Annotated in this window: 24 protein-coding genes; 19 read left to right on the top strand and 5 right to left on the bottom strand. The window is 65.6% G+C overall.

The window, feature by feature from the left end:
• Positions 1-151: 151 nt before the first annotated feature.
• The 8 genes from A6W98_RS01450 to A6W98_RS01410 all read left to right on the top strand — a co-directional run bounded on the left by A6W98_RS01450 (position 152) and on the right by A6W98_RS01410 (position 8,447).
• A complete protein-coding gene (locus tag A6W98_RS01450; RefSeq protein ID WP_042456957.1) occupies positions 152-1,264 on the top strand; it encodes an S-(hydroxymethyl)glutathione dehydrogenase/class III alcohol dehydrogenase in 1,113 nt (370 codons plus the stop codon).
• A 974-nt stretch (positions 1,265-2,238) separates the two neighbouring features.
• Positions 2,239-3,039, top strand: a complete 801-nt coding sequence (locus A6W98_RS01445; RefSeq protein ID WP_042456952.1) for a S49 family peptidase — start codon at positions 2,239-2,241, stop codon at positions 3,037-3,039.
• 189 nt (positions 3,040-3,228) lie between these two features.
• The gene (locus A6W98_RS01435) at positions 3,229-4,203 is read left to right on the top strand and encodes a calcium/sodium antiporter (protein ID WP_042456946.1); all 975 of its coding nucleotides are present in this window, start codon (positions 3,229-3,231) and stop codon (positions 4,201-4,203) included.
• Positions 4,200-4,982 carry an SDR family oxidoreductase gene (locus A6W98_RS01430; RefSeq protein ID WP_072071635.1) on the top strand — a complete coding sequence of 261 codons (783 nt, stop codon included), beginning with the start codon at positions 4,200-4,202 and terminating at the stop codon, positions 4,980-4,982. Before A6W98_RS01435 ends, A6W98_RS01430 begins: the two co-directional genes overlap by 4 nt.
• Before the next feature lie 310 nt (positions 4,983-5,292).
• Positions 5,293-7,170, top strand: coding sequence for an excinuclease ABC subunit UvrC (gene uvrC / locus A6W98_RS01425; protein ID WP_042456941.1), 1,878 nt, complete (start codon positions 5,293-5,295; stop codon positions 7,168-7,170).
• Positions 7,171-7,187: 17 nt separating this feature from the next.
• Positions 7,188-7,754, top strand: a complete 567-nt coding sequence (pgsA, locus tag A6W98_RS01420; RefSeq protein ID WP_042456938.1) for a CDP-diacylglycerol--glycerol-3-phosphate 3-phosphatidyltransferase — start codon at positions 7,188-7,190, stop codon at positions 7,752-7,754.
• Complete coding sequence (gene moaD / locus A6W98_RS01415; protein ID WP_081251724.1) at positions 7,751-7,999, top strand: molybdopterin converting factor subunit 1; 249 nt, start codon at positions 7,751-7,753, stop codon at positions 7,997-7,999. The genes pgsA and moaD overlap by 4 nt, the downstream gene beginning before the upstream one ends.
• Position 8,000: 1 nt before the next feature.
• Complete coding sequence (locus A6W98_RS01410; protein WP_042456935.1) at positions 8,001-8,447, top strand: molybdenum cofactor biosynthesis protein MoaE; 447 nt, start codon at positions 8,001-8,003, stop codon at positions 8,445-8,447.
• 108 nt (positions 8,448-8,555) lie between these two features.
• On the opposite strand, the gene A6W98_RS01405 is transcribed toward A6W98_RS01410, so the two are convergent.
• Complete coding sequence (locus A6W98_RS01405) at positions 8,556-10,154, bottom strand: phosphoenolpyruvate carboxykinase (protein ID WP_042456932.1); 1,599 nt, start codon at positions 10,152-10,154, stop codon at positions 8,556-8,558.
• Positions 10,155-10,485: 331 nt separating this feature from the next.
• Between A6W98_RS01405 and A6W98_RS01400 the strand changes: the two genes are divergently transcribed.
• The 7 genes from A6W98_RS01400 to A6W98_RS01370 are packed head-to-tail and all read left to right on the top strand — an operon-like array spanning position 10,486 to position 15,825.
• Positions 10,486-11,187 carry a response regulator transcription factor gene (locus A6W98_RS01400; RefSeq protein ID WP_042456929.1) on the top strand — a complete coding sequence of 234 codons (702 nt, stop codon included), beginning with the start codon at positions 10,486-10,488 and terminating at the stop codon, positions 11,185-11,187.
• Between the two features lie 24 nt (positions 11,188-11,211).
• Positions 11,212-12,906 carry a sensor histidine kinase gene (locus A6W98_RS01395; protein ID WP_042456927.1) on the top strand — a complete coding sequence of 565 codons (1,695 nt, stop codon included), beginning with the start codon at positions 11,212-11,214 and terminating at the stop codon, positions 12,904-12,906.
• A 10-nt stretch (positions 12,907-12,916) separates the two neighbouring features.
• Positions 12,917-13,369 (top strand): HPr kinase/phosphorylase, encoded by a 453-nt coding sequence (locus A6W98_RS01390; RefSeq protein WP_406678832.1) that lies wholly within the window; start codon positions 12,917-12,919, stop codon positions 13,367-13,369.
• The gene (gene rapZ, locus A6W98_RS01385; protein WP_042456922.1) at positions 13,369-14,295 is read left to right on the top strand and encodes an RNase adapter RapZ; all 927 of its coding nucleotides are present in this window, start codon (positions 13,369-13,371) and stop codon (positions 14,293-14,295) included. Before A6W98_RS01390 ends, rapZ begins: the two co-directional genes overlap by 1 nt.
• Positions 14,292-14,684, top strand: a complete 393-nt coding sequence (locus A6W98_RS01380; RefSeq protein WP_042456919.1) for a PTS sugar transporter subunit IIA — start codon at positions 14,292-14,294, stop codon at positions 14,682-14,684. Before rapZ ends, A6W98_RS01380 begins: the two co-directional genes overlap by 4 nt.
• A gap of 7 nt (positions 14,685-14,691) precedes the next feature.
• On the top strand, positions 14,692-14,973 hold the full coding sequence (locus tag A6W98_RS01375) for an HPr family phosphocarrier protein (protein WP_042456915.1): 282 nt from the start codon (positions 14,692-14,694) through the stop codon (positions 14,971-14,973).
• Between the two features lie 12 nt (positions 14,974-14,985).
• Positions 14,986-15,825, top strand: a complete 840-nt coding sequence (locus A6W98_RS01370; RefSeq protein ID WP_042456912.1) for a lysophospholipid acyltransferase family protein — start codon at positions 14,986-14,988, stop codon at positions 15,823-15,825.
• Positions 15,826-15,914: 89 nt separating this feature from the next.
• Here A6W98_RS01370 and A6W98_RS01365 read toward each other — a convergent pair whose 3' ends face one another.
• Complete coding sequence (locus tag A6W98_RS01365; protein ID WP_042456909.1) at positions 15,915-16,790, bottom strand: 3-hydroxybutyryl-CoA dehydrogenase; 876 nt, start codon at positions 16,788-16,790, stop codon at positions 15,915-15,917.
• Positions 16,791-16,941: 151 nt separating this feature from the next.
• Between A6W98_RS01365 and A6W98_RS01360 the strand changes: the two genes are divergently transcribed.
• Positions 16,942-17,775, top strand: coding sequence for a DUF6473 family protein (locus tag A6W98_RS01360; RefSeq protein WP_042456907.1), 834 nt, complete (start codon positions 16,942-16,944; stop codon positions 17,773-17,775).
• An 82-nt stretch (positions 17,776-17,857) separates the two neighbouring features.
• On the opposite strand, the gene A6W98_RS01355 is transcribed toward A6W98_RS01360, so the two are convergent.
• The 3 genes from A6W98_RS01355 to A6W98_RS01345 all read right to left on the bottom strand — a co-directional run bounded on the left by A6W98_RS01355 (position 17,858) and on the right by A6W98_RS01345 (position 20,569).
• Positions 17,858-18,784 (bottom strand): electron transfer flavoprotein subunit alpha/FixB family protein, encoded by a 927-nt coding sequence (locus tag A6W98_RS01355; protein ID WP_042456904.1) that lies wholly within the window; start codon positions 18,782-18,784, stop codon positions 17,858-17,860.
• A gap of 1 nt (position 18,785) precedes the next feature.
• A complete protein-coding gene (locus tag A6W98_RS01350; RefSeq protein ID WP_042456901.1) occupies positions 18,786-19,547 on the bottom strand; it encodes an electron transfer flavoprotein subunit beta/FixA family protein in 762 nt (253 codons plus the stop codon).
• A gap of 191 nt (positions 19,548-19,738) precedes the next feature.
• Entirely contained in the window at positions 19,739-20,569 is an 831-nt protein-coding gene (locus A6W98_RS01345) for an SDR family NAD(P)-dependent oxidoreductase (protein WP_042456896.1), read from the bottom strand.
• 53 nt (positions 20,570-20,622) lie between these two features.
• On the opposite strand from A6W98_RS01345, the gene A6W98_RS01340 reads away from it, so the two are divergent.
• The 3 genes from A6W98_RS01340 (at position 20,623) to tuf (ending at position 24,985) form a co-directional block, all read left to right on the top strand.
• Positions 20,623-22,926, top strand: a complete 2,304-nt coding sequence (locus A6W98_RS01340; protein WP_042456893.1) for a DNA topoisomerase IV subunit A — start codon at positions 20,623-20,625, stop codon at positions 22,924-22,926.
• 69 nt (positions 22,927-22,995) lie between these two features.
• Positions 22,996-23,721: a hypothetical protein gene (locus A6W98_RS01335; RefSeq protein WP_063490865.1), complete on the top strand. Its 726-nt coding sequence runs from the start codon at positions 22,996-22,998 to the stop codon at positions 23,719-23,721.
• An 88-nt stretch (positions 23,722-23,809) separates the two neighbouring features.
• Positions 23,810-24,985, top strand: a complete 1,176-nt coding sequence (tuf, locus tag A6W98_RS01330; RefSeq protein ID WP_042456853.1) for an elongation factor Tu — start codon at positions 23,810-23,812, stop codon at positions 24,983-24,985.
• Positions 24,986-25,007 lie beyond the last annotated feature (22 nt).

The following is a 25,007-nucleotide window of genomic DNA, read 5'->3' as shown; positions in this document are numbered from 1 at the left end:
GCGCATATCGGATCCTGCTGCCGAGGCCGGGACCGCAGGTGTCCTGTGTCGGCCGGGAGACCAACCAAGGTCGCATTTGCCGGTGGCAGAGAGGGCTTCCATACTCTTAATATAATAAAACTATAAAAGCTGTCACCGGAGGAAATAACCCATGAGAACCCGTGCCGCTGTGGCGTTTCAGGCGGGCAAGCCGCTTGAGGTGACCGAGGTCGAGCTGGATGGTCCGCGCGAGGGCGAAGTCCTGGTCGAGATCAAGGCGACCGGCATTTGCCATACCGATGAATTCACCCTTTCGGGCGCCGACCCCGAGGGGCTTTTCCCTGCCATTCTGGGCCATGAGGGTGCGGGCGTCGTGGTGGATGTGGGCCCCGGGGTGAAAAGCGTGAAGAAGGGCGATCACGTGATCCCGCTTTACACGGCCGAATGCCGGGAATGCGAATACTGCCTGAATCCCAAGACCAATCTTTGCCAGGCGATCCGCACCACCCAGGGCCAGGGACTCATGCCCGACGGCACCTCGAGGTTTCGCACGCTCGATGGCGATCCGATCCTGCATTACATGGGGTGTTCGACCTTCTCGAACTATACGGTACTGCCCGAGATCGCGGTTGCCAAGATCCGCGAGGACGCGCCTTTCGACAAGGTCTGCTATATCGGCTGCGGCGTGACCACAGGGGTCGGTGCGGTCGTCAACACCGCCAAGGCGGAACCGGGCTGCCGGGCGGTGATCTTCGGTTTGGGCGGCATCGGGCTCAACGTGATCCAGGGCCTGCGGATGATCGGCGCCGACCAGATCGTGGGGGTCGATCTGAACCCCGCCAAGAAGGCCATGGCCGAGCGCTTCGGGATGACCGATTTCGTCAACCCGTCCGAGGTCGACGGCGATCTGGTGCCCTATCTGGTGGATCTGACCAAGGGCGGCGCCGATTACAGCTTCGACTGCACCGGCAACGTCAATGTGATGCGCACCGCTCTGGAATGCGCCCACAAGGGCTGGGGCGAGTCGATCATCATCGGGGTGGCGCCTGCGGGGGCCGAGATCTCGACCCGGCCGTTCCAGCTGGTCACAGGGCGGACCTGGAAGGGCACCGCCTTTGGCGGCGCGCGCGGCCGGACCGACGTGCCGAAGATCGTCGAGTGGTACATGCAGGGCAAGATCGAGATCGATCCGCTGATCACCCACACCCTGAGCCTCGACGAAATCAACAAGGGGTTCGATCTGATGCATTCCGGCGAGAGCATTCGCAGCGTCGTTCTCTATTGAGGCGGCGCGGCAGGGATGCGGTCGGTCGGCATGGCGGCGTCGACGGGGAAGAGGTTGACGGAGATGAGGCCGAGGGAGCAGGTCGTCTGCTTCCATCCGTCCAGTCCGCGGTCCCGATAGGGGCTTTCAGCTTGTCTGCTGCCGCAGAGCGGGCCTTGGCCGGTTCCGTGGGTCCTGCCGGGGCTGAGCTGTCCGCATGACATTGCGATGACCGGGGGCGGTCTTCACCAGCTGCCGCCCCCGGTCTGGATCCATTCCGCGACGACAGCGCATTGCGGAATGGAAGAGGGCGGATCACGAGGCCTCCGATCCGGTTCGGGGCGCGGAGGGGGCGGCTTGTATGCCTCCCGCGGCGCATTGGTCTGCGCACGCCAGAGGCAGGATGACGTCTCGACCGCGGCCCGCGATCAGTCGTCCGACAGTTTTTCGCACACCGCCCGCCACGGTCTTTCCCATGCGATCACGCTTCGGATCTTGACCGCTTCAAGCGAGAATTGCCCGATACAAAGCCCTGAAGAGATGTCCGAACTCCCGCCCTGATCGAATTGCTTTCGTGGTCGGCAGGGTGGGCCGCCTGACTGAACTGGAGAAACGGGGGCGCGATCACCCGGACCGGATGGCTTTGTGCCGCCAGTGCTGTGATATCGACAGATCCGAACGCGCGGACTGACAGAACGGGGCGGCAGTATTTTCCCGACCCTATCGGGATCGCCCGCCGTCCCCTGCATTAGGGCAGGGCGCATGGCCGTCCCGCCTGCGATGCTATCCGCCGATCTGGGGCCGCGGAACCGGGATAGGGGAGCTACTCGTTTAAGAGGCCGTTCTGACGGCGGGCGTGAAGGCGTGGCGAGACGGCATCATGCCCGGTCGAGCATGGCGGAGGACAGGCCGGAGGAGGGGGTGCGGCGCCGCAATCTGTCCGGTTTCGCACCGATACCTTGTTCGCCGCTTTCCGCCACTCTACATCCGATGACATGAAACGCTGGCTTCCCTTCGTAAAATCGGACCCGCTCGTCGCTGTCGTTCGCCTCTCGGGCACGATTGCCGCCTCGTCCCGCGGAAGCGCGCTTTCGGATGCCGGGCTTGCCCCGGTGATCGAGCGCGCCTTCAAGAAGGGCAAGCCCGACGCGGTCGCGCTGATCGTCAATTCGCCGGGCGGCTCGCCCGCTCAGAGCGCGCTGATCGCGGCCCGTATCCGGCGGCTTGCCGACGAGCATCAGACGCCGGTCTACAGTTTCGTCGAGGATGTCGCCGCCTCCGGTGGCTACTGGCTTGCCTGCGCTGGCGACGAGATCTGGGTCGATGCCTCGTCGATCATGGGCTCGATCGGGGTGATCTATGCGGGCTTCGGCTTTCAGGACCTGATCGCGCGCCATGGCGTCGAGCGCCGGGTCCATGCCGCGGGCGAAAGCAAGAGCTTCCTCGATCCGTTCAAGCCAGAGAAGCCCGAGGATGTGGCGCGGCTGATGCAGTTGCAGGAGCCGATCCACGCGGCGTTCAAGGATCATGTGCGGCAAAGACGCGGCGCCCGGCTTGCGGCTGACCGCGATCTTTTCACCGGCGATGTCTGGGTCGGCCAGCAATCGGTCGAGGTCGGGCTGGCCGACGGCATCGGGCATCTCGTGCCGAAGATGAAGGAGCGCTTCGGCGACAAGGTCCGCTTTTCGCTGCATGCGCCGCGGCGCGGGCTCTGGTCGCGGCTCGGGGCGCCGGGGGTCGTCGGGATTGCCGACGAGCTCGAGGCGCGGCTCCTCTGGTCGCGATATGGTCTGTAGCCGATGCTGTTGAAGGTCGCGCTTCTGTTTCTTATCGGCATGGCCGCGCTCGGCATGTTCGGAAAGCTGCGCCTGCCGCGCCCGCGCGGCGGCCTGCTGCCCGGGCGACGCAGGCCCGCCAAATGTCCGCATTGCGGGCGGTTCAGGATCGGCAGAGGGCCATGCCCCTGCGGCAAGGGGTAGGGCCGGATGGCGAGCGATCTGCTGCATGCGGGGCTGGGGCTGGCGCTGTTGCTGCTGGCCGGGGACAGTCTGGTCAAGGGGGCGGTCAACCTGTCGCTGCGTCTCGGGGTTCCGGCGCTGATCGTGAGCCTCACGATCGTGGCCTTCGGCACCTCGGCGCCCGAGCTGCTGATTTCGATCAAGGCGGTGCTCGACGACTCGCCCGGGATCGCGATGGGGAACGTTGTCGGCTCGAACATTGCCAATGTGCTGATGGTGCTGGGTATTCCGGCGCTGATGACGGGCATTCGCACCGATGAATGCGACACGAGGCGCACCTATGCGCTGATGATCGGCGCGACACTGATTTTCCTTTTCGTCTGTCTGATCGGGCCGATCACCTGGATTCACGGCATCGCGCTGATGCTGGTGCTGGGCTTCGTGCTGGTCGATGCCTTCCTGTCGGCGCGCAAGCATCGCCGCGACGCCGCCGAGGCCGCGCGCTGCGCCGCGCCCGACGCGGCTGAGGACGAGGTCGAGGGCGCCGACCCCTCGCTGGGCTGGTTCAAGATCTGCATGTTTTTGGTGCTGGGGCTTCTGGGGCTTCCGCTCGGAGCCGATCTGCTGGTCGATGCGTCGATCAGCATCGCGCGCGAGATCGGCGTGTCCGAGACGGTGATAGGCTTGACGCTGGTCGCGGTCGGAACCTCGCTGCCCGAGCTGGCAACCACGGTGATGGCCGCGCTGCGGCGCCAGGCCGATGTCGCGATGGGCAACGTCATCGGGTCGAACATGTTCAACCTGCTGGCCATCATCGGCATGGCGAGCTTTTTCGGCGATATCGCCGTGCCGCCCGAAATGCTGCGCTTCGATCTCTGGGTGATGCTGGGAGCCGCTCTGTTGCTGATACCTTTCGTCGTCTGGCGGGTCGCGCTGGGCCGGGCCTGGGGGGCCGTGTTCTTCCTGCTCTATGCGGCCTATGCCGGGGTGCTTCTGCTGTGAGCGGGCGGGCACTGGTTACAGGCGCCGCGCAGCGGTTGGGCCGGGCGATGGCGCTGCATCTGGCCGAGCGCGGTCATGACGTGGCGGTGCATTATGCAGGCAGTGCCGAGGCTGCCGCCGAGACCGTGGCAGAGATCCGGGCGCTGGGCCGGAGGGCAGTGGCGCTACGGGCCGATCTGCTGGACGAGGACGAGACCCAGGCCCTGGTGCCGCGCGCGGCCGAGGCGCTGGGCGGGCCGCTGACGGTTCTGGTCAACAACGCCTCGATCTTCGAATATGACACCATCCGAACGGCCACCCGCGAAAGCTGGGACCGTCATCTCGGCTCGAACCTGCGGGCGCCCTTCGTGCTGATGCAGGGCCTTGCCGCCGGCGTGACCGAGCCCGCGCGCGATGCGGCGGGCGAAGCGCTGGCAACCGGGCTGGTGGTGAATGTGATTGACCAGCGGGTGCTGAAGCCGACGCCCGAATTCATGACCTATACGCTGGCCAAGATGGGGCTGTGGGCGCTGACCCGCACCGCCGCGCAGGCGCTGGCCCCCGCGATCCGGGTCAATGCCATCGGCCCCGGGCCCACCCTGAAGGGCGCGCGCCAGTCCGAGGATCACTTCGCCCGGCAGCGCGCCAGCACGGTGCTCGAACGCGGAGCGGATCCCGGGGACATCTGTGCAGCGCTCGACTATCTGCTGACCGCGCGGGCGGTCACCGGCCAGTTGATCTGCGTCGATGGCGGCCAGCATCTGGGCTGGCGGACGCCCGATGTGCTGGGCGTCGAATAGGGGACGGGCAGGGTGACAGGGCGGCCGTCGCCTCGATTTGTCCACCTGTAACGGTAACGTCACAGTTTGGTAATGATTTATTAAGCAATATCAAGATTTTGTCACAGTCTGAAAAAATATGGCTGGAAATCAGCTGGTTGCGGGGGTGCCTAAAATTTAGGCAAACCAATGAATGAGGCGGAAAACAATGGAAATTTGCAGGTGCCCGCAGGTTATGCGCAAATTTATCCACAGAAGTCGTGGATTTGTTTTCCCTTGCCTCTGCCGGGAGACCGTTGCAGGGCGGCTTCGGAATCACGGATGCTGAGAGATGACCCCGACCGAGGATAGCGAAGCCGCCCCGCGCCCCCGCGGTCATGCCTGCATCCAGTCCTATCTGGCCACGCTCGACAACTCGCCGGGCGTCTACCGGATGCTCGATGCCGAAAGCCGGGTGCTGTATGTCGGCAAGGCGCGCAATCTGCGCAAGCGGGTCTCGAACTATGCCAAGCCGTCGGGGCATAGCGGCCGGATCGCGCGGATGATCTCGGAAACCGCGTCGATGATGTTTCTCACGACCCGGACCGAGACCGAGGCGCTGCTGCTCGAGCAGAACCTGATCAAGCAGCTCAAGCCGCGCTACAACGTGCTGCTGCGCGACGACAAGAGCTTTCCGAACATTCTGGTCGCCAAGGACCATCGCTTTCCGCAGATCCGCAAGCATCGCGGCGCCAAGACCGTGAAAGGGGCCTATTTCGGCCCCTTCGCCAGCGCGGGCGCGGTGAACCGGACCCTGAACCAGCTGCAGAAGGCGTTCCTGCTGCGCAACTGCTCGGACGCGATGTTCGAAAGCCGCACCCGGCCCTGCCTGCTGTACCAGATCAAGCGCTGCAGCGGGCCCTGCGTCGGGCGGATCTCCGAGGCGGGCTATGCGGCTGCGGTGCGCGATGCCGAGGATTTCCTGAAAGGCAAGTCCTCGGGCCTGCAGGAGGCGCTGGCCGCCGAGATGCAGGCGGCTTCCGAGGCGATGGAATTCGAGCGCGCCGCGGGCCTGCGCGACCGGATCCGGGCGCTGACCCAGGTGCAATCGGTGCAGGGCATCAACCCGCGCGGCGTGGCCGAGGCCGATGTGATCGCGCTGCACATGGAGGGCGGACAGGCCTGCGTTCAGGTCTTCTTCATCCGGGCGCATCAGAACTGGGGCAACCGCGACTATTACCCGAAGACCGGCAGCGGCGCCGAGCCGCCCGAATTGCTGCAGGGCTTTCTCGGCCAGTTCTATGACAACAAGGAGCCGCCCCGGCTGCTGCTTCTGTCCCATGACATCGAGGACCGCGAGCTGATGGCGGAGGCGCTGTCCCAGAAGGCCGGGCGCAAGGTCGAGCTTGCGGTGCCGCAAAGGGGCGAGAAGGCCGAGCTTGTCGAGAATGCCGCCCGCAATGCGCGCGAGAGCCTCGGGCGGCGGCTGGCCGAATCCGCGGCCCAGGGCAAGCTTCTGGCCGGGCTGGCCGACTCCTTCGGGCTGGAGGCGCCGCCGAAGCGGATCGAGATCTACGACAACTCGCATATCCAGGGCAGTCATGCGGTCGGCGCCATGGTCGTGGCCGGTCCCGAGGGGTTTCTGAAAAGCCAGTACCGCAAGTTCAATATCCGCGGCGACAGCCTGACGCCGGGTGACGATTTCGGCATGATGAAGGAGGTTCTGACCCGCCGCTTCCAGCGCCTCCTGAAGGAAGACCCCGACCGCCAGGGCGAGACCTGGCCCGATCTCTTGCTGATCGATGGCGGCGCGGGCCAGGTCGGGGCGGTGGCCGAGATCATGGGCGATCTCGGGGTCGAGGATCTGCCCGTGGTGGGGGTGGCCAAGGGCATCGACCGCGATGCCGGCAAGGAAGAGTTCCACCGCCCCGGCGAACGTCCCTTCGCGCTGAGGCATAACGACCCGGTACTCTATTTCGTCCAGCGTTTGCGCGACGAGGCCCACCGCTTTGCCATCGGGACCCATCGCGCGAAACGGGCGAAAGCCATGGGCGCGACCCCGCTCGACGAGGTGCCCGGGGTCGGTGCGACCCGCAAACGCGCGCTTCTGACCCATTTCGGCAGCGCCAAGGCGGTCAGCCGGGCCGGGCTCGCCGATCTGAAGGCGGTCGAGGGAATTTCCGACAGCCTTGCCGAAACCATCTACGGCTTCTTCCATGAGCGCGGCTGACGCGCTATGACCCGGCCATGAGATGGACACTCCCCAATATCCTGTCGGTGCTGCGACTCGCGGCCGCGCCGCTGTTCCCGCTGGTCTACTTCCTCTGGGACAGCCCCGTCGCCGACTGGGTCGCGCTGGTGCTCTTCATCGGGGCCTCGGTCACCGACTGGATCGACGGCTATGTCGCCCGGCGCTGGCATCTGACCAGCCGCTTCGGCGCGATGATCGACCCGATCGCCGACAAGGCGATGGTGCTGGCCGCTCTGCTGGTGGTGGTGGCCAAGTTCGGCATGCCGACCTGGCTGACGCTTGCCGCCACGGTGATCGTCTTCCGCGAGGTGTTCGTCTCGGGCCTGCGCGAGTTTCTCGGCGCCCAGGCCGGCCGGCTCAAGGTCACGAAGCTCGCCAAATGGAAGACCACGGTGCAGATGGTCGCGATCTCGGTGCTGATCGCCCATGGCATCCTGCCCCATGCCGCCATCGAGTGGCTGGGAACCGCGCTGCTGCTGGCCGCGGCGGCGCTGACGCTGATTACCGGGGCCGACTATTTCGCCAAGTCCTGGCCCTATCTCAAGGAGGAGAAGGTGCCATGATCGACGTGCTCTACTTCGCCTGGGTCCGCGAACGGATCGGCCTGCCGAAAGAGCGGATCGAGACCGGGGCCCCGACCGTTGCCGCCCTGGTCGATGAACTCGCCGCCCGCGAAGAGCGCTATGCCGCCGCCTTCGCCGATCTCTCGGCGCTGCGGGTCGCGGTCGATCAGGAACTTGCCGATTTCGATGCGCCGCTTGCGGGCGTGCGCGAGGTGGCCTTCTTCCCGCCGATGACCGGCGGCTGAGATGCGCATCCGCGTCCAGGCCGCCCCGTTCGATTTCGGCGCCGAATGCGCCGTCTTTTCCACAGGATGCGGCAATGCCGGTGCGGTCGTGACCTTCGCCGGTCTGGTGCGCGACGATGGCGGGCTCGCCCGGATGGAGCTCGAACATTATCCCGGTATGACCGAACGCGCGCTCGAGACCATCTCCGCCGAGGCGATGACGCGCTTCGGTCTCCTCGACTGTCTTGTCATCCACCGCCATGGCAGCCTCACCCCCGGCGAGACCATCATGATGGTCGCAACCGCCGCTCCGCACCGTGCCGATGCCTTCGCCGCGGCCGAATTCCTGATGGATTACCTGAAATCCCGCGCCCCGTTCTGGAAGAAGGAATTCGGCACGGACGGCGCGGCCTGGGTTGCGGCCCGCGATGCCGACGAGGACGCGCTTGCCCGCTGGTCGGACAGCTGATCGCTCCTTCTTCTTGGCGAAAATACCCATTCCGGGCCGCAAAGCGGCCCTCTTGAATGACAAAGGCCCGGTCGTCAGACCGGGCCTTTTCAATTCCGAATCGACGGATCAGCCGATCGCTGCTTCCTTCACGTCGTCGTCGATGAAGGGCAGGTACTGGGCGAAGTTCTCCGAGAACATCCGGACCAGCTTCTGCGCCTGCGCGTCATATTCCGCCGGCTCGGCCCAGGTCCGGCGCGGGTCCAGCAATTCCTCCGAGACGCCATGCAGCGCGAGCGGCACCTCGAAGCCGAAATTGGGATCCTTGCGGAACTCGGCATCGTTGAGCGAGCCGTCGAGCGCGGCGGTCAGCAGGGCGCGGGTCGCCTTGATCGGCATCCGCGAGCCGGTGCCATAGGCGCCACCGGTCCAGCCGGTATTGACCAGCCAGCAGGTCGCGCCATGTTTGGCGATCTTGTCGCGCAGCAGGTTGCCATAGGCCTCGGGGCGGCGCGGCATGAAGGGGGCGCCGAAGCAGGTCGAGAAGGTGGGCTCGGGTTCGGTCACGCCCTTCTCGGTTCCGGCCACTTTCGAGGTGAAGCCCGACAGGAAGTGGTACATCGCCTGCGCCGGGGTCAGCCGGGCGATCGGCGGCAGCACGCCGAAGGCGTCGCAGGTCAGCATGATGATGTTCTTCGGATGCCCGCCCAGCGAGGTCTCGGAAGCATTCGAGATGTAATGCAGCGGATAGGCGCAACGCATGTTGGCCGTCAGGCTGTCATCCTCGAAATCGAGCTCCTTGGTATGCGGATCGAACACCATGTTCTCGATCACGGTCGAGAATTTCGACGTGGTGGCATAGATCTCGGGCTCGGCCTCGGGGTTCAGGCTGATGGTCTTGGCATAGCAGCCGCCTTCGAAGTTGAAGGTGCCGTTATCCGACCAGCCATGCTCGTCATCGCCGATCAGCGTGCGGGCAGGGTCGGCCGAGAGCGTGGTCTTGCCGGTGCCCGACAGGCCGAAGAAGATCGCGGTATCGACCGGGTTGTCCTTGGCGTGGTTGGCAGAGCAGTGCATCGCCATGATGCCCTTGCCGGGCAGGATGTAGTTCATCAGGGTGAAGACCGATTTCTTGATCTCGCCGGCATATTCGGTGTCGCCGATCAGGATCAGCTTCTTGGCGAAGTTCAGCGCGACAACGGTCTTGGAGCGGCAACCATGGCGCTCGGGGTCGGCCTTGAAGCTCGGGCAGTTGATGATGGTGAATTCGGGTGCGAAGCTGTCGAGCTGGTCCAGTTCGGGGCGGCGCAGCAGGTGGCGCGAGAACAGGCCATGCCAGGCCATCTCGGTGATGATCCGCACATCCAGACGGTTGTCGGGATCGGCGCCGGCATAGAGGTCCTCGACGAAGACCTCGCGGCCCTTGAGATGCGCCAGCATGTCGGCATGCAGCCGGTCGAAGGCCTCGGGCTCCATCGGGCGGTTGTTTTCCCACCAGATATGCTCGACCACCTCCGGCGTGCGCACGACATGCTTGTCCTTCGGAGACCGGCCGGTATGCACGCCCGTGGCCACGAGGAGGCTTCCCCCCTTGCCGAGGGTCCCTTCGTTGCGCTTGAGGGCTTCCTCGACCAGAGCGGGTTCAAGGAGATTGTAATAGACCTTGCCCAGCCCATCGATGCCCTGGGCCTCAAGGCGCTGATTGGGGTTCACACGTCCGAATTCCATGGTCTGATGCTCCTTGCCACCGCATTCCGGTGGGCGCGGCTATACCATGACGTTTCCATGAAACAACAGGTGCCGTCAGAGCGTTAGCGCAATCATAGTTTGATTTTTTCTCTGGTAGCGCAATCATTTTACACCTTTTGGCAAAAAGCAGCGCAATTTGCACTGTCCCGGCGGCAGGGCGCTGTTAGCGGTTAGGTAAACGTTTTCCGGCTTCAATGTGGCGCAATGTGGTGCCGCGATTCGCATCGGGTCGGCGATTTGCGCTGTGGTGTGAGTAAATGTTTCGTAAAATCATATGGTTCCGCTTGCGGACAGGATAAGGAAATCTTCCATGTCTAGGATTGCGCTCGTCGACGATGACCGGAACATCCTCACTTCCGTTTCCATGACGCTTGAGGCCGAAGGTTTCGAGGTGGAAACCTATAATGACGGCCAGGCGGCGCTGGACGCCTTCAACAAGCGCATGCCGGACATGGCCGTTTTCGACATCAAGATGCCTCGGATGGATGGCATGGACCTGCTTCAGAGGGTGCGCCGGAAAAGCGCGATGCCGGTGATCTTTCTGACCTCCAAGGATGATGAGATCGACGAGGTTCTGGGCCTCCGGATGGGGGCCGACGATTATGTCAAGAAGCCTTTCTCGCAAAGGCTCCTGGTCGAACGCATCCGCGCCTTGCTGCGTCGGCAGGAGGTGATCGCCGCCGATGCCGGTCCGTCGCCGGAGGAAAGCAAGACCATGGTGCGCGGCCAGCTCACGATGGATCCGCTGCGCCATTCGGTGACCTGGAAGGGGCTCGACGTGTCGCTGACCGTGACCGAGTTCCTGCTGCTGCAGGCGCTTGCGCAGCGTCCCGGCTTCGTCAAGAGCCGCGACCAGCTGATGGATGTGGCCTATGACGATCAGGTCTATGTCGACGACCGCACCATCGACAGCCATATCAAGCGCCTGCGCAAGAAGATGCGCCAGGTCGACCCGGAATTCTCGGCGATCGAGACGCTGTACGGCATCGGCTATCGCTATAACGAGGAGTGAGGCGGATTGCCTGGGGCGGAGCCGGTGCGAGACAGCAAGCGGCGTGCCGATGGCGCGGCCGGACCCGGTGACGCCCCCTACGGCAGGTCGGGGGCCGACCGTCGGTCCCGTGGCACATGGCGCGGCTTCGTCTCGCTAAAACGCTCGCCGCTGGCGCGGCGGATCATCGCCGCCAACCTCATTGCGCAGATCGTGCTCATCTCTGGCGTGCTGTATTTCAACCCTGCGCGCGACAGCCTGCTCAGCCTTCGCGAAAGCGGTATGGTTGCCGAAACCAACCTGATCGCCGACATGTTCGAGGCGCAGATCCGGCGCAATGACCCGCTCGACCCCCTCGCGGGCAACGGCCTTGACCTCGATGCGATGCTGAATGGCCTCGAACTCGCTCAAGGAGCCGAGGTCTTCGTGTTTGACGCGGCTGGGAACCTGGTCGGCCATGCCCGCGGCCTTGTCCGGACCGACTGGGCGGTCGAAGAATATGAGGGTGACAGCTGGATCACCGTGATCACCGATGCGCTGTATCGTGCCTGGCTGGGCGGGGTGTCGCTTTTCGGGCGGGAAGAGGGGAATGATGCCGAGGGCGATCGGCAGCGGCGGCTGACCGATCAGGTCGCGATCACCCTGACCGACGGCCTGCAGGTCGCGACCGGGGTCGATGCCTCGGGGCATACGACATTTTCCGTCACAGCACAGATCCTTCGGGATCGGCAGGTGGTCGGGGTCGTGGCCATGGTTTCTGCCAGTGGCGAGATCGACCGGTTGGTCCGCATCCAACGCGAGCAGGTGCTGCAGGTCTTCGTGATCGCGCTCCTGGTTTCGGTCGGTCTCGGTCTCGTTCTGGCATCGACCATCGCCAATCCGCTTTCCGAACTCGCGGCCGCCGCCGAGATCGGGCAGAACCGCAACGCCCGATCGATGCGCCCGGGGCGGGTCCGCATCCCCGACCTGACGGCCCGGCCCGATGAGATCGGGCGGCTGTCGGGGGCGCTGCGCGGCATGGTGGCGGCGCTTTACGACCGGATCGACGCCAATGAACAGTTTGCCGCCGATGTCGCGCATGAGATCAAGAACCCGCTTGCCAGCCTGCGGTCGGCCACCGGCACGCTCCGGGGGGCCCGGCGCGAGGATCAGCGTGCCAAGCTGCTCGACGTCATTGAACATGACGTGCGTCGGCTCGACCGGCTGGTCAGCGATATCTCGAACGCGTCCCGGCTCGACAGCGAACTGGTCAAGGAAGAGGAAACGACGGTCGATCTGGTGCGGATGCTGCGCGGTCTTGCGGATCATCTCGGGCAGCAGGCGCGCGAACGCGGCATCGACTTCATCGCCGACCTGCCGCCGGATCCGATCGAGATCCAAGGTCTCGAGGCGCGGCTGGCGCAGGTCTTCGTCAATCTCATCACCAATGCGATCTCGTTTTGCGAGGCCGGCGATGCGGTGCGTGTCTGGGCGCGCAAACGCGATAATCGGGTGCTGGTCGTGGTGGAGGATACCGGGCCGGGCATCCCCGGAGAGGCGCTGACCAAGATCTTCAACCGCTTCTATTCCGAGCGGCCGGCCGGGCAGTTCGGCAATCATTCCGGTCTCGGACTTGCGATCTCGAAACAGATCGTAGAGGCCCATCGCGGTGTGATATGGGCCGAGAACATCCGCCCGACCGAGGCCGACGTTACGTCGGAACAACTGGGCGCCCGCTTCGTCGTGGGCCTGCCGATCTGAGGTCCGCCCCTTGCCGGAGAGATCCGCGACCGCCATGCCCGATGCGTCAAGCTGTATCCTTCATGCCAGTACCGTGGCCCATCGGGGCCGGGCCGTGCTGATCCGCGGCGCCTCGGGCGCAGGCAAGTCGGCGCTGGCGTTGCAGCTGATGGCCCTGGGGGCAGAGCTCGTCGCCGACGACCGCACCATCGTGACCCGAACCGGAAGCGGGCTTCTTGCCTCGGCGCCCGAGGCGATTCGCGGGCTGATCGAGGCCCGGTGCGTCGGGTTGCTGCGCGCCGAGGCGGTCGCCTCCGCGCCTGTGGTGCTGGCGGTCGATCTCGACACTTCCGAAACCGAGCGGCTGCCGCCGGCCCGCGTGACCGAGATCCTCGGAGAGACGCTGCCCTTGCTTCGCCGGGTGGATCGGCCATATTTTGCCGCAGCCATCCTGCAATACCTTATCGCCGGACCAAGCGACTGATGTCCAATCCCCTCGAGATCGACCCGCCCGCCCCGCGTCAGCGCATCGTGCTGGTGACCGGAGCCTCCGGGGCGGGACGGTCGACGGCGCTGGATGTGCTCGAGGATCTGGGTTTCGAGGCAATCGACAATCTGCCGATATCGCTGATCCCGCGCCTTCTCGAGGGGCCGGTGCCAGGTCCGTCTCTGGCGCTCGGGGTCGATATCCGCACCCGCGACTTTTCGGCCGGGGCGTTGGCCGACCTGATCCGCGCGCTCGCTGCCGCGCCGGGGTTCGAGGCAGATGTGCTTTACCTCGATTGCCGGCCCGATGTGCTGTTGCGCCGCTTCTCCGAAACCCGTCGGCGTCATCCGCTGGCGCCGTCCGAGAGTCCGGCCGAGGGGGTCGCGCGCGAGCTCGACATTCTCGGTCCGATCCGCGAGCTTGCCAGCAGTCTGATCGACACGTCGGACCTGACGATCCACGAGTTCCGCGCCGAGATGACCGCGCGTTTCGCCCCGGGTGGCGCCGCGCCGCTTGCGGTTTCGCTGCATTCCTTTTCCTACAAGCGCGGCCTGCCGTTGGGCATCGACATGGCCTTCGATTGCCGTTTTCTGCGCAATCCCTACTGGGAACCGTCGCTCCGGGCGCTTGACGGCCGCGATCCGGCGGTGGCGGCCCATATTGCCGCCGATCCGCGTCAGGCCGCGTTTCTCGACCGGATCTCGGATCTTGCCGCGCTGGTGCTGCCGGCGCATCGCGATGAGGGCCGCAGTCATATCTCGATCGGGTTCGGCTGTACCGGGGGGCAACACCGTTCGGTCGCCATGGCCGAGGCGGTGGCAAAACGGCTTGCGGCAACGGAATGGCAAGTGTCTATAAGACATAGGGAACTGGAGAGGCGGGCACAGGGCGTGTCCGCAATGCGAACGGGAACTGGCGCGTGATCGGAATCGTCATCGTCGCGCATGGGGGCCTGGCCCGGGAATACCTGGCTGCCATGGAACACGTCGTGGGCCCTCAGCCCGGGATTCGTGCCATCGCGATCGCTCCCGATGACGACCGTGCCGCCAAGCAGGACGAGATCTGCCGTGCCGCCGACGAGGTCGACGAGGGTGGCGGCGTCGTGGTGGTGACCGACATGTTCGGCGGCTCTCCCTCCAACCTCTCGATCCGTGCTTGCGCGCCCGGTGATCGGAAAATCCTTTATGGCGCCAACCTGCCGATGCTGATCAAGTTGGCCAAGTCGCGCCGGATGAGTGTCAGCGATGCCACCGCCTCGGCGTTGGCGGCCGGGCGCAAATATATCGACAGTTTCGACGCAGGCGGCCTGTGAGGACCCATTGACCAGCAACAGAGTGACCCGAATTTTCGAGATCGTGAACGAGAAGGGGCTGCATGCCCGGGCCTCGGCCAAGTTCGTGGAATGTGTCGAAGAACATGACGCAACGGCAGAGGTGCTTCGCGACGGGATGAGCGCGTCGGGCGATTCCATCATGGGGCTGCTGATGCTCGCGGCCTCGAAGGGCACCGCCATCGAGGTCTCGACCCATGGGCCCGAGGCGCTGAAGCTCGCCGATGCGCTGGAACGGCTGGTCGCGACCCGGTTCGGCGAAGACATGTAGGGTTGCGCGCGCATGCATGGCCAGTCCGCGGCCGAGCCGCCCCATGACGCGCGCGAGCTCTCTTATGCCCGCACATTTCCCGATCCGCTTCGCGCCCAGACGATCCGGGCCATCGAGATCCTGACCGGCAAGCTTACGCTGCTTCGGCTGCTCCGCGACTTCGAGGCCCGCGGCGTGCCCCGGGGGCAGGCGTTCTGGCGGCAGGCCCTCGACGTGATGGGCATCCGGGTCGCGACCCCGCCCGAGCAGGTGGCGCGGATCCCGCGCGAGGGGCCGCTGGTGATCGTGGCGAACCACCCGCATGGGCTGGTCGACGGCATGGTGCTGGCCGAACTCGTGGGGCGGGTGCGGCGCGACTACAAGATCCTGACCCGCTCGCTGCTGACCGACGTCGACGAGGTGGCCGAATTCATGATCCCGGTGCCCTTTCCCCATGCCGAGGATGCGCGCGAACGCAATCTCGAGATGCGACGTGCCGCGATGGACCATCTCGGTCAGGGCCGCGCCGTGGTGCTGTTTCCGGCCGGGGTCGTGGCGTCCTCGCAAACATTCTTCGGTCCCGCGGTCGAGGCCCTCTGGAACCCCTTCACCGCCAAGCTGATCCAGCGCTCGGGCGCACAGGTGCTGCCTGTCCGCTTCCAGGGACAGAATTCACGCTGGTACCAGATCGCGAACCGGCTGTCGCCGACGCTGCGCCAGGGGCTGCTGCTGCACGAGGTCGTTCATGCGCTGAACCGGCCCCAGGCCCCGGCGGTCGGTGCGCCGATCGGCCGCGACGAGATCGAGCCCTGGGCCCGCGACCCGCGCGGTTTCATGGCCTGGCTTAGGGCGCGCACTCTGGCGCTGACCTGACGGGCGCCACGGTTTTCCTCTTCTTCTTGGCAGAAATACCCATGCCGCATCTGCGGCCGTCCGCGCGGACCCTCGGGGCAGGGGCCGGCTCAGCGCGTGGGAACCGGCGTCTCGCCGCGATAGTCGTAGAACCCGCGATGGGTCTTGCGGCCGAGCCAGCCCGCCTCGACATATTTGGTCAGCAGCGGGCAGGGCCGGTACTTGGTGTCGGCCAGCCCCTCATGCAGCACATTCATGATCGCGAGGCAGGTGTCGAGCCCGATGAAATCCGCCAGTTCGAGCGGCCCCATCGGATGGTTCGCCCCAAGCCGCATCGACTCGTCGATGGACCTGACCGAGCCCACGCCCTCGTAAAGCGTATAGACTGCCTCGTTGATCATCGGCATCAGGATGCGGTTGACGATGAAGGCCGGAAAATCCTCGGCCGAGGCCGCGGTCTTGCCGAGCGTTTCCACCACCTTCAGCAGCGAGCGATAGGTCTCCTCATCCGTGGCGATGCCCCGGATCAGCTCGACCAGCTGCATCACGGGAACCGGGTTCATGAAGTGGAACCCCATGAATTTCTCGGGCCGGTCGGTGCGGCTGGCAAGGCGGGTGATCGAGATCGAGGAAGTGTTCGAGGTCAGGATGGTGGTCGGCGTCAGGTGCGGCTGCAGCTCTTCGAAAATGGCGGTCTTGACGGCTTCGCGTTCGGTGGCGGCCTCGATGATCAGGTCGCAGGCACCCAGATCGGTCAGCGCCGTGGTGATCGCGATCCGGCCGAGCGCGTCGCGCTTCTCGGTTTCGGTGATCTTCTCGCGGCTGACCTGGCGGTCCAGATTGTGGCCGATGGTGTCCAGTGCCCGGTCCAGCGCGTCGGCCGAAATGTCGTTCAGCCTGACCTCGTAGCCCGCCAGCGCGAAGACATGGGCGATCCCGTTGCCCATCTGGCCCGCACCGACAATCCCGACCGTCTTCACGTCCATCTGCTTCCCTCGCCCTTTTGGCGGCACCTTGGCCGATGCGGCGCTGCGGCACAAGGGTGACGTTATCCTTAAAATGCGAAGCTTAGCGACTTGGAAACGCGGCAGGCCCAGTCTGGCAGGCGGTGAGTCGCGAGAGGCCAGTGGGTGCAAGATGATCTTTGACAATCCGGGCAGCGGATCGCTTGCCTATTCTCCCTGCCGCTACGGCAATTCCAAACTGGAGTTCAGGGGGCCGAGACGGCCGCTGGAGCAGCCCTATTGTGCCGCGGTGGGCGGCACCGAGACCTATGGCAAGTTCGTGCCGAAGCCTTACCCGGCGCTGATAGAAGAGGCGACCGGACTGCAGATGGTCAATCTTGGCTGTATCAATGCCGGGCTCGACGTCTTCCTCAACGACGCCTCGTTGATGGATGTGGTCGCCGGGGCGCAGGTCACGATCTTTCAGGCGCTCGGCGCGCATAACATGTCGAACCGGTTCTACGTGGTGCATCCGCGGCGGAACGATCGGTTCCTCCGCGCCTCGGCGATGTTGAAGGCGCTTTATCCCGGTGTCGATTTCACCGAATTCCATTTCACCCGCCACATGCTGAGCGTGCTGAAGCAGAAATCGCCCTCCTCCTTCGAGATTGTGGTGGCCGAGCTGCAGATGGCCTGGCAGGCGCGGATGCGCAAACTTGCCGGGCGGGTCCCGGGAGACAAGATACTGCTGTGGCTGCCGGGCCGGCCCCCGGGATACGGACAGCCCTGCGACGGGCTGGGCGAGGACCCGTTATTCGTGACCCAGCACATGCTGGATACGGTCCGGTCCTATTTCACCCGGGTCGTCGAATTCGAGCCGAGCCCGGAGGCGCTGGCCCGCGGGGCCGAGGGCATGGTGCATGGCGAAGCGGATGAGGCGGCGGCCGCCTCGTTGCCGGGGCCCGCGGTGCATGAGGAACTGGCCGAGGTTCTGAGCGGGACGCTGCGCGACCTTCACGCGATCTGATCCCGTCCCGCCTTGGCATCCCTGGTTCGAAAAAGGCCCGCCGGAGGGAACCGGCGGGCCTTGCGATGCGCGCGGCGCTCTCTCAGAGCTTGGCGGTCAGGTCGGGCACGGCGTCGAACAGATCGGCAACGAGGCCGTAATCCGCGACCTGGAAGATCGGGGCTTCCTCGTCCTTGTTGATGGCGACGATGACCTTGGAATCCTTCATCCCCGCGAGGTGCTGGATCGCCCCGGAAATGCCCACCGCGATGTAAAGCTCGGGGGCCACCACCTTGCCGGTCTGACCGACCTGCCAGTCGTTCGGGGCAAAACCGCTGTCGACGGCGGCACGCGAGGCGCCGACCGCCGCGCCCAGCTTGTCGGCCAGCGCCTCGATCAGCTTGAAGTTCTCTTCCGAGCCGACGCCGCGTCCGCCCGACACGATCACGCCGGCCGAGGTCAGTTCGGGGCGGTCGCTTTCGGCCGCGGTGTCGCCAACCCATTCCGAGAGGGACGGATTGCCGGTCGCCGCGATATCCTCGACCGGTGCCGCGTCGCCTTCGCCCGCCGCCTCGAAGGTCGAGGTGCGGATCGTCATGACCTTTTTGGCATCCGAGGATTTCACGGTCTGGATCGCGTTGCCGGCATAGATCGGGCGGTCGAAAGTGTCGGCATCGACCACGGCCACGACATCCGAGATCACCATCACGTCAAGCAGCGCGGCGACGCGCGGCATGATGTTCTTGGCGTCCGTGGTGGCCGGCGCCACGATGTGGTCATACGCCCCGGCCAGAGACACGATCAGATCTGCGGTGGGTTCCGCCAGGCGGTGGCCATAGATCGCATCCTCGGCGACCAGCACCTTGGCCACGCCCTCGATCTTGGCAGCGGCCTCGCCCGCGGCCCTGGCATGTTCGCCGACGCAAAGCGCGGTCACCTCGCCCAGGGTCTTCGCGGCACTCACGGCCTTGGCGGTCGCGTCAAGCTGCAACTCGCCCCCGGTGACTTCGGCAAGCAGAAGAACGGCCATCTCAGAGCACCCCCGCTTCGTCTTTCAGTTTCGTCAGAAGCTCGTCCACCGAGGCCACCATGACGCCGGCCTTGCGCTCGCGCGGTTCGGCGGTCTTCAGCACGGTCAGCCGCGGCGCGGTATCGACGCCGTAATCGGCGGGCGTCTTCTCGTCGAGCGGCTTCTTCTTGGCCTTCATGATGTTGGGCAGCGAGGCATAGCGCGGCTCGTTGAGGCGCAAATCGACCGAAACGATGGCCGGCAGCTTGACCTTGATGGTCTGCAGCCCGCCATCGACCTCGCGCGTGACCTGGGCCGTGTCGCCGTCGATCTCGAGCTTGGAGGCGAAGGTGCCCTGGCTCCAGCCCAGAAGCGCCGACAGCATCTGGCCGGTCGCGTTCATGTCATTGTCGATCGCCTGCTTGCCGCAGAGCACCAGCCCGGGCTGTTCCTCATCGACCACCGCCTTGAGGATCTTTGCCACCGCCAGCGGTTCGATATCGTCATGGATATCCTCGGCCGCGACCACCAGGATCGCCCGGTCGGCGCCCATGGCCAGCGCGGTGCGCAGGGTTTCCTGGGCCTGCTTGACCCCGATCGAGACCGCGACGATCTCGGTGGCCTGGCCCTTTTCCTTCAGGCGGATCGCCTCTTCGACGGCGATCTCGTCGAACGGGTTCATCGACATCTTGACGTTGGCGAGATCGACCCCCGTGCCGTCCGCCTTCACGCGGACCTTCACGTTGTAGTCGATCACCCGCTTAACAGGCACAATGACCTTCATCGGCGTGTGTCTCCCTTGCAGTCGCGCCCCGCTCGCCGGGGCAAGTCAATGGTTCCGGAGAGTGTTAGCGAGTCTGAAACCGGCGGAACAGACAAAAAGCGTCGAGTAAGTATATTTCGCCGCAGGGGCTGCCTTTGGGCGTTTTGTTTCCCATGGGGCAGGGCGTCTCGAGGCGCTCCGCTGCGCCGCCCCTATCCCTTGTCGATCAGCCAGTCGAGCGCGGGGGTCGGCAGCAGGCGCCGGGCGAGGTTCATCAGATGGGTCGGCGCGGTCACGAAATAGCGCGGCCTCGGGCGCGGCGATTCCAGCGCATGGATCAGCTTGCGGCTGACTGCCGAGGGCGGCAGTTCGAAAAAGTCGCGGCCGCGATCCTCGTAAAGCCGGGTCAGCAGGGTATTCCGGTACTGGTCGGCCCGGGCGCTGTTCTGCCAGTCGATCCAGCGTTCGAAATGCGGGATCGAGTTCACCCGGATCTTCGAGGTCACCGGGCCGGGCTCGATCAGGATCACCCGGATCGGCGTGTCGCGCATCTCGAGCCGCAGCGTGTCGGTCAGCCCTTCCAGCGCGTATTTCGTCGCCGAATAGGCGCCGCGCCATTTCAGCGGCACGAGGCCCAGCACCGATGAGCAGTTGACGATCCGGCCGTGGCCCTGCGCCCGCATCGCGGGAATGACCCGCCGGGTAAGGTCATGGACCCCGAAGAGATTGGTCTCGAAGATCTCGCGCAGGGCGTCGCGCGGCAGATCCTCGACCGCGCCCGGGCAGGCGAAGGCGCCGTTGTTGTAAAGCGCGTCGAGCCTGCCGCCGGTGCGCGACAGAACCTCGTCGAGGGCCGTGGCGATGCTGTCCTCGCTGGCGTAATCGAGCTGAAGGCTCTCGAGCCCTTCGGCGGCGAGCCGGTCGCAATCGGCCGCCTGCCGGCAGGTGGCGAAGACCCGCCATCCGCGCGCTTTCAGGGCATGGGTGGCGTCATGGCCGATGCCCGAGGCGCATCCGGTGATCAGAACCGACTTTCCTGTCATTGCCCGCGCACTCGCCTCTGGACCCTTTCCGGGCTCCGCTTTACACACCCGCCATGTCCGACGCCACCGAAGATCCCAAGCACGACGCCCTGTCCGAACCGCTGCGCCGCGCCATCGGCGAACGGTACCTGACCTATGCGCTGTCCACGATCATGGACCGGGCGCTGCCCGATGCCCGGGACGGGATGAAGCCCGTGCACCGGCGCATCCTGTTCGCGATGCGTGAACTCAAGCTGACCGCGACCGGGGGCTTCCGGAAATCGGCCAAGATCTCGGGCGACGTGATGGGCAACTATCACCCCCATGGCGATGCCGCGATCTACGATGCGATGGCGCGTCTGGCGCAGGATTTCAACGTCCGTTACCCGCTGGTCGACGGGCAGGGGAACTTCGGCAATATCGACGGCGACAACCCCGCCGCCAGCCGCTATACCGAGGCCCGCCTGACCGCCGCCGCCGAGGCCCTGATGGAGGGGCTGTCGGAAAACGCGGTCGATTTCCGGCCCAATTACGACGGCACCCTCGAAGAGCCCGCGGTGCTGCCCGCGGCCTTCCCGAACCTTCTGGCGAACGGGTCGAGCGGCATCGCGGTCGGCATGGCGACGAATATCCCGCCGCATAACATCGACGATCTGGTCGGTGCCTGCCTGCACCTGATCAAGGCCCCCGACGCCCAGGACGACACCCTGCTGCAATATGTGCCGGGGCCCGATTTCCCGACCGGCGGCGTCATCGTCGAGCCGAAGGACAGCATCGCCCAGGCCTATCGCACCGGACGCGGCAGCTTCCGGCTGCGTGCCCGCTGGGAAATCGAGGATCTGGGCCGCGGCCAGTGGCAGGTGGTGGTCACCGAGATCCCCTATCAGGTGCAGAAGTCGAAGCTGATCGAGCGCATTGCCGACCTGATCCAGACCAAGAAGATCCCGATCCTCGCCGATGTCCGCGACGAGAGCGCCGAGGATGTGCGGCTGGTGCTGGAGCCCCGCTCTCGCAATGTCGATCCCGAAGTGCTGATGAGCACGCTGTTCCGGAATTCCGATCTCGAGATCCGGTTCAGCCTGAACATGAACGTGCTGATTGACGGCCGCACGCCCAAGGTCTGTTCGCTCAAGGAGGTGCTGCGCGCCTTCCTCGATCACCGGCGCGAGGTGCTGATCCGGCGCTCGCAGCACCGGCTCGACAAGATCGACCACCGGCTCGAGGTGCTGGCCGGCCTGCTGATCGCCTTCCTCAACCTTGACCGGGTGATCGACATCATCCGCTATGACGACGACCCCAAGGCCGCGCTGATGGCCGAGGACTGGACGCGGCCCCATGCCAGGGCGATGTCCGAGCGCGACTATGTCTCGCCGCTGCCCGCCGCGGGCCCCGGGGGCCTGACCGAGGTGCAGGCCGAGGCGATCCTCAACATGCGGCTGCGCTCGCTGCGCAGGCTCGAGGAGATAGAGCTGACCGCCGAGCGCGACCGGCTGACCGAGGAGCGCGCGGGGCTGCTCGAGCTGCTGGGGCAGGAGGAGATCCAGTGGAAGCGGATCGCCGAAGAGCTGCGCGAGGTGCGCAAGAACTTCGGTGCCAGGGCGCCGGGCGGGGCGCGGCGGACCGTGTTTGCCGAGGCCGCCGAGGTGGCCGAAGTGCCGATCGAGGCGATGATCGAGCGCGAGCCGGTGACGGTGGTCTGCTCGAAGATGGGCTGGATCCGGGCGATGAAAGGCCATCTGGCCGACGGGTCCGCGCTGAAGTTCAAGGATGGCGACGAGGGTCGCTTCCTGATCCAGGCCGAGACCACCGACAAGCTGATCCTGTTCGGGGCCAATGGGCGGTTCTACACCTTGCCCGTGGTGCAGCTTCCGGGCGGGCGCGGCATGGGCGAGCCGGTCCGGCTGATGGTCGACCTGCCGAATGAAAGCGAGATCGTCGCGCTGTTCATCCACCGCCCCGGCGAAAAGCTGTTGGTGGCCTCCAGTGCGGGCGACGGCTTCCTGGTGGCCGGCGACGATGTGCTGGCCCAGACCCGGGCGGGCAAGCAGGCGCTGAATGTCAGGGCACCTGCCGTGGCGCGGGTCTGCGTGCCGGTGCATGGCGATCACGTCGCCTGTGTCGGGCAGAACCGCAAGGTGCTGGTCTTCCCGCTGGAGGAGCTGCCCGAGATGGGGCGCGGCAAGGGCGTGCGGCTGCAGAAATACAAGGATGGCGGGCTTGCGGATGCCACCACCTTCACCCTGGCCGACGGGCTCAGCTGGCACGATCCTGCCGGGCGGACCCGCACCGAGACCGACCTGACCGACTGGCTGGGCAAGCGCGCGGGCAGTGGCCGGATGGCCCCGCGCGGCTTCCCCAGAGACAACCGCTTCACCTGAGTGCGGGCGTTGCGTGAGTGCCCTCGTCGGGGTATCCCCTGAGGACCATACCATATCTTGAGGACCCACATGCGCGGCCTGTTCACGACCCTCCGGCTCCTCCTGTTCGTCGCCGGTCTGGCGCTTGTCGCCGGCTGTGCCGGCAAGGACGATCTGGACGAGCCGCCGGTGCCGCTGGGTGACTTCCGGCTGGGCTACACCATCGTCGTCGCGAAGAACGCCAAGGACATTCCACCCTCGCGCCAGGCGACGGCGGAAGAGTGGGAGGCGGTGCTGAAGGAAGAGCTGCAGCGCCGTTTCAGTCGCTATGACGGCGACAGGATCTACCATTTCGGGATTGCCGTCGACGGTTACGCGCTGGCCGTGCCGGGGGTGCCGGTGATCCTGGCGCCGAAATCGATGCTGGTGCTGTCGGCCAATCTCTGGGACGACGCGGCGGGCAAGAAGCTCAATGCCGAGTCCGAACAGCTGTCGGTCGGCGAGGGGCTGAACGGCGCCACCCTGGTCGGGACCGGGCTGATCCGCACGAAGGACGAGCAGATGCGCGCGCTGGCGCGAAACGCGGCCAAGCGGATCGAACGCTGGCTGGTCGAGCATCGCGAGGAATGGCTGCATTACGATCCCGATACCGTCCCGCCGCTCGACGCTATGGCCGGAACGGCCTCGGATGAGGCCTCCGCCCCGGCGTCCGTTCCTGGTGCGGAGGTCGTCACGACCCCTCTCGATGACCCCCTCGATGCCCCGCCCGGGCCAAGCCCGGCAAAGCCTGACGAGGCCCCCTCGCGGGCGAACTGACGCTTGATTTCCGGCGGGCCAGCGACTAGAGAGCCCGCGGTGTTGAATCGGGCCAGGAGGCGGCCCCCTAATCCATGAGGCGCCCAAGATGGGTAAGGCAAAGTTCGAACGGACGAAACCGCACGTTAACATCGGCACGATCGGCCACGTTGACCACGGCAAGACGACGCTGACGGCTGCGATCACGAAGTATTTCGGCGACTTCAGGGCCTATGACCAGATCGACGGTGCGCCCGAGGAAAAAGCGCGCGGGATCACGATCTCGACGGCGCATGTGGAATACGAGACCGAGGCCCGTCACTACGCCCACGTCGACTGCCCCGGCCACGCCGACTACGTGAAGAACATGATCACGGGTGCGGCCCAGATGGACGGCGCGATCCTGGTGGTGAACGCGGCCGACGGCCCGATGCCGCAGACCCGCGAGCACATCCTGCTGGCGCGGCAGGTCGGCGTTCCGGCGCTGGTCGTGTTCATGAACAAGGTCGACCAGGTGGACGACGCCGAGCTTCTGGAACTCGTCGAGATGGAGATCCGCGAGCTTCTGTCGAGCTACGACTTCCCCGGCGACGACATCCCGATCATCGCCGGCTCGGCGCTGGCGGCGATGGAAGGCCGCGACCCGGAAATCGGCGAGAACAAGATCCGCGAGCTGATGGCGGCGGTCGACGAGTTCATCCCGACCCCGGAACGTCCGGTCGACCTGCCCTTCCTGATGCCGATCGAGGACGTGTTCTCGATCTCGGGCCGCGGCACCGTGGTGACCGGCCGTGTCGAGCGTGGCGTGGTGAATGTGGGCGACGAGCTTGAGATCGTGGGTATCCGCGACACCAAGAAGACCACCTGCACCGGTGTCGAGATGTTCCGCAAGCTGCTTGACCGCGGCGAGGCCGGCGACAATATCGGCGCGCTGCTGCGCGGCATCGACCGCGACCAGGTCGAGCGTGGCCAGGTCCTGTGCAAACCGGGCTCGGTGACGCCGCATACGGTGTTCGAGGCCGAGGCCTACATCCTGACCAAGGAAGAGGGTGGCCGTCACACTCCGTTCTTCGCGAACTACCGTCCGCAGTTCTACTTCCGCACGACGGACGTGACCGGGACGGTCGAGCTTCCCGAAGGCACCGAGATGGTGATGCCGGGCGACAACCTGAAGTTCAAGGTCGAGCTGATCGCGCCGATCGCGATGGAAGAGAAGCTCCGCTTCGCCATCCGCGAAGGCGGCCGCACCGTCGGCGCCGGCGTCGTCGCCAAGATCATCAAGTGATCTGTCTCGCCTGAGCGCGAGC

The sequence above is a fragment of the Rhodovulum sulfidophilum DSM 1374 genome (assembly GCF_001633165.1).
Classification (GTDB): Bacteria; Pseudomonadota; Alphaproteobacteria; order Rhodobacterales; family Rhodobacteraceae; genus Rhodovulum; species Rhodovulum sulfidophilum.
Note: the sequence above shows the minus strand (reverse complement) of the source record. Positions and strands in the feature narration are given on the sequence as shown.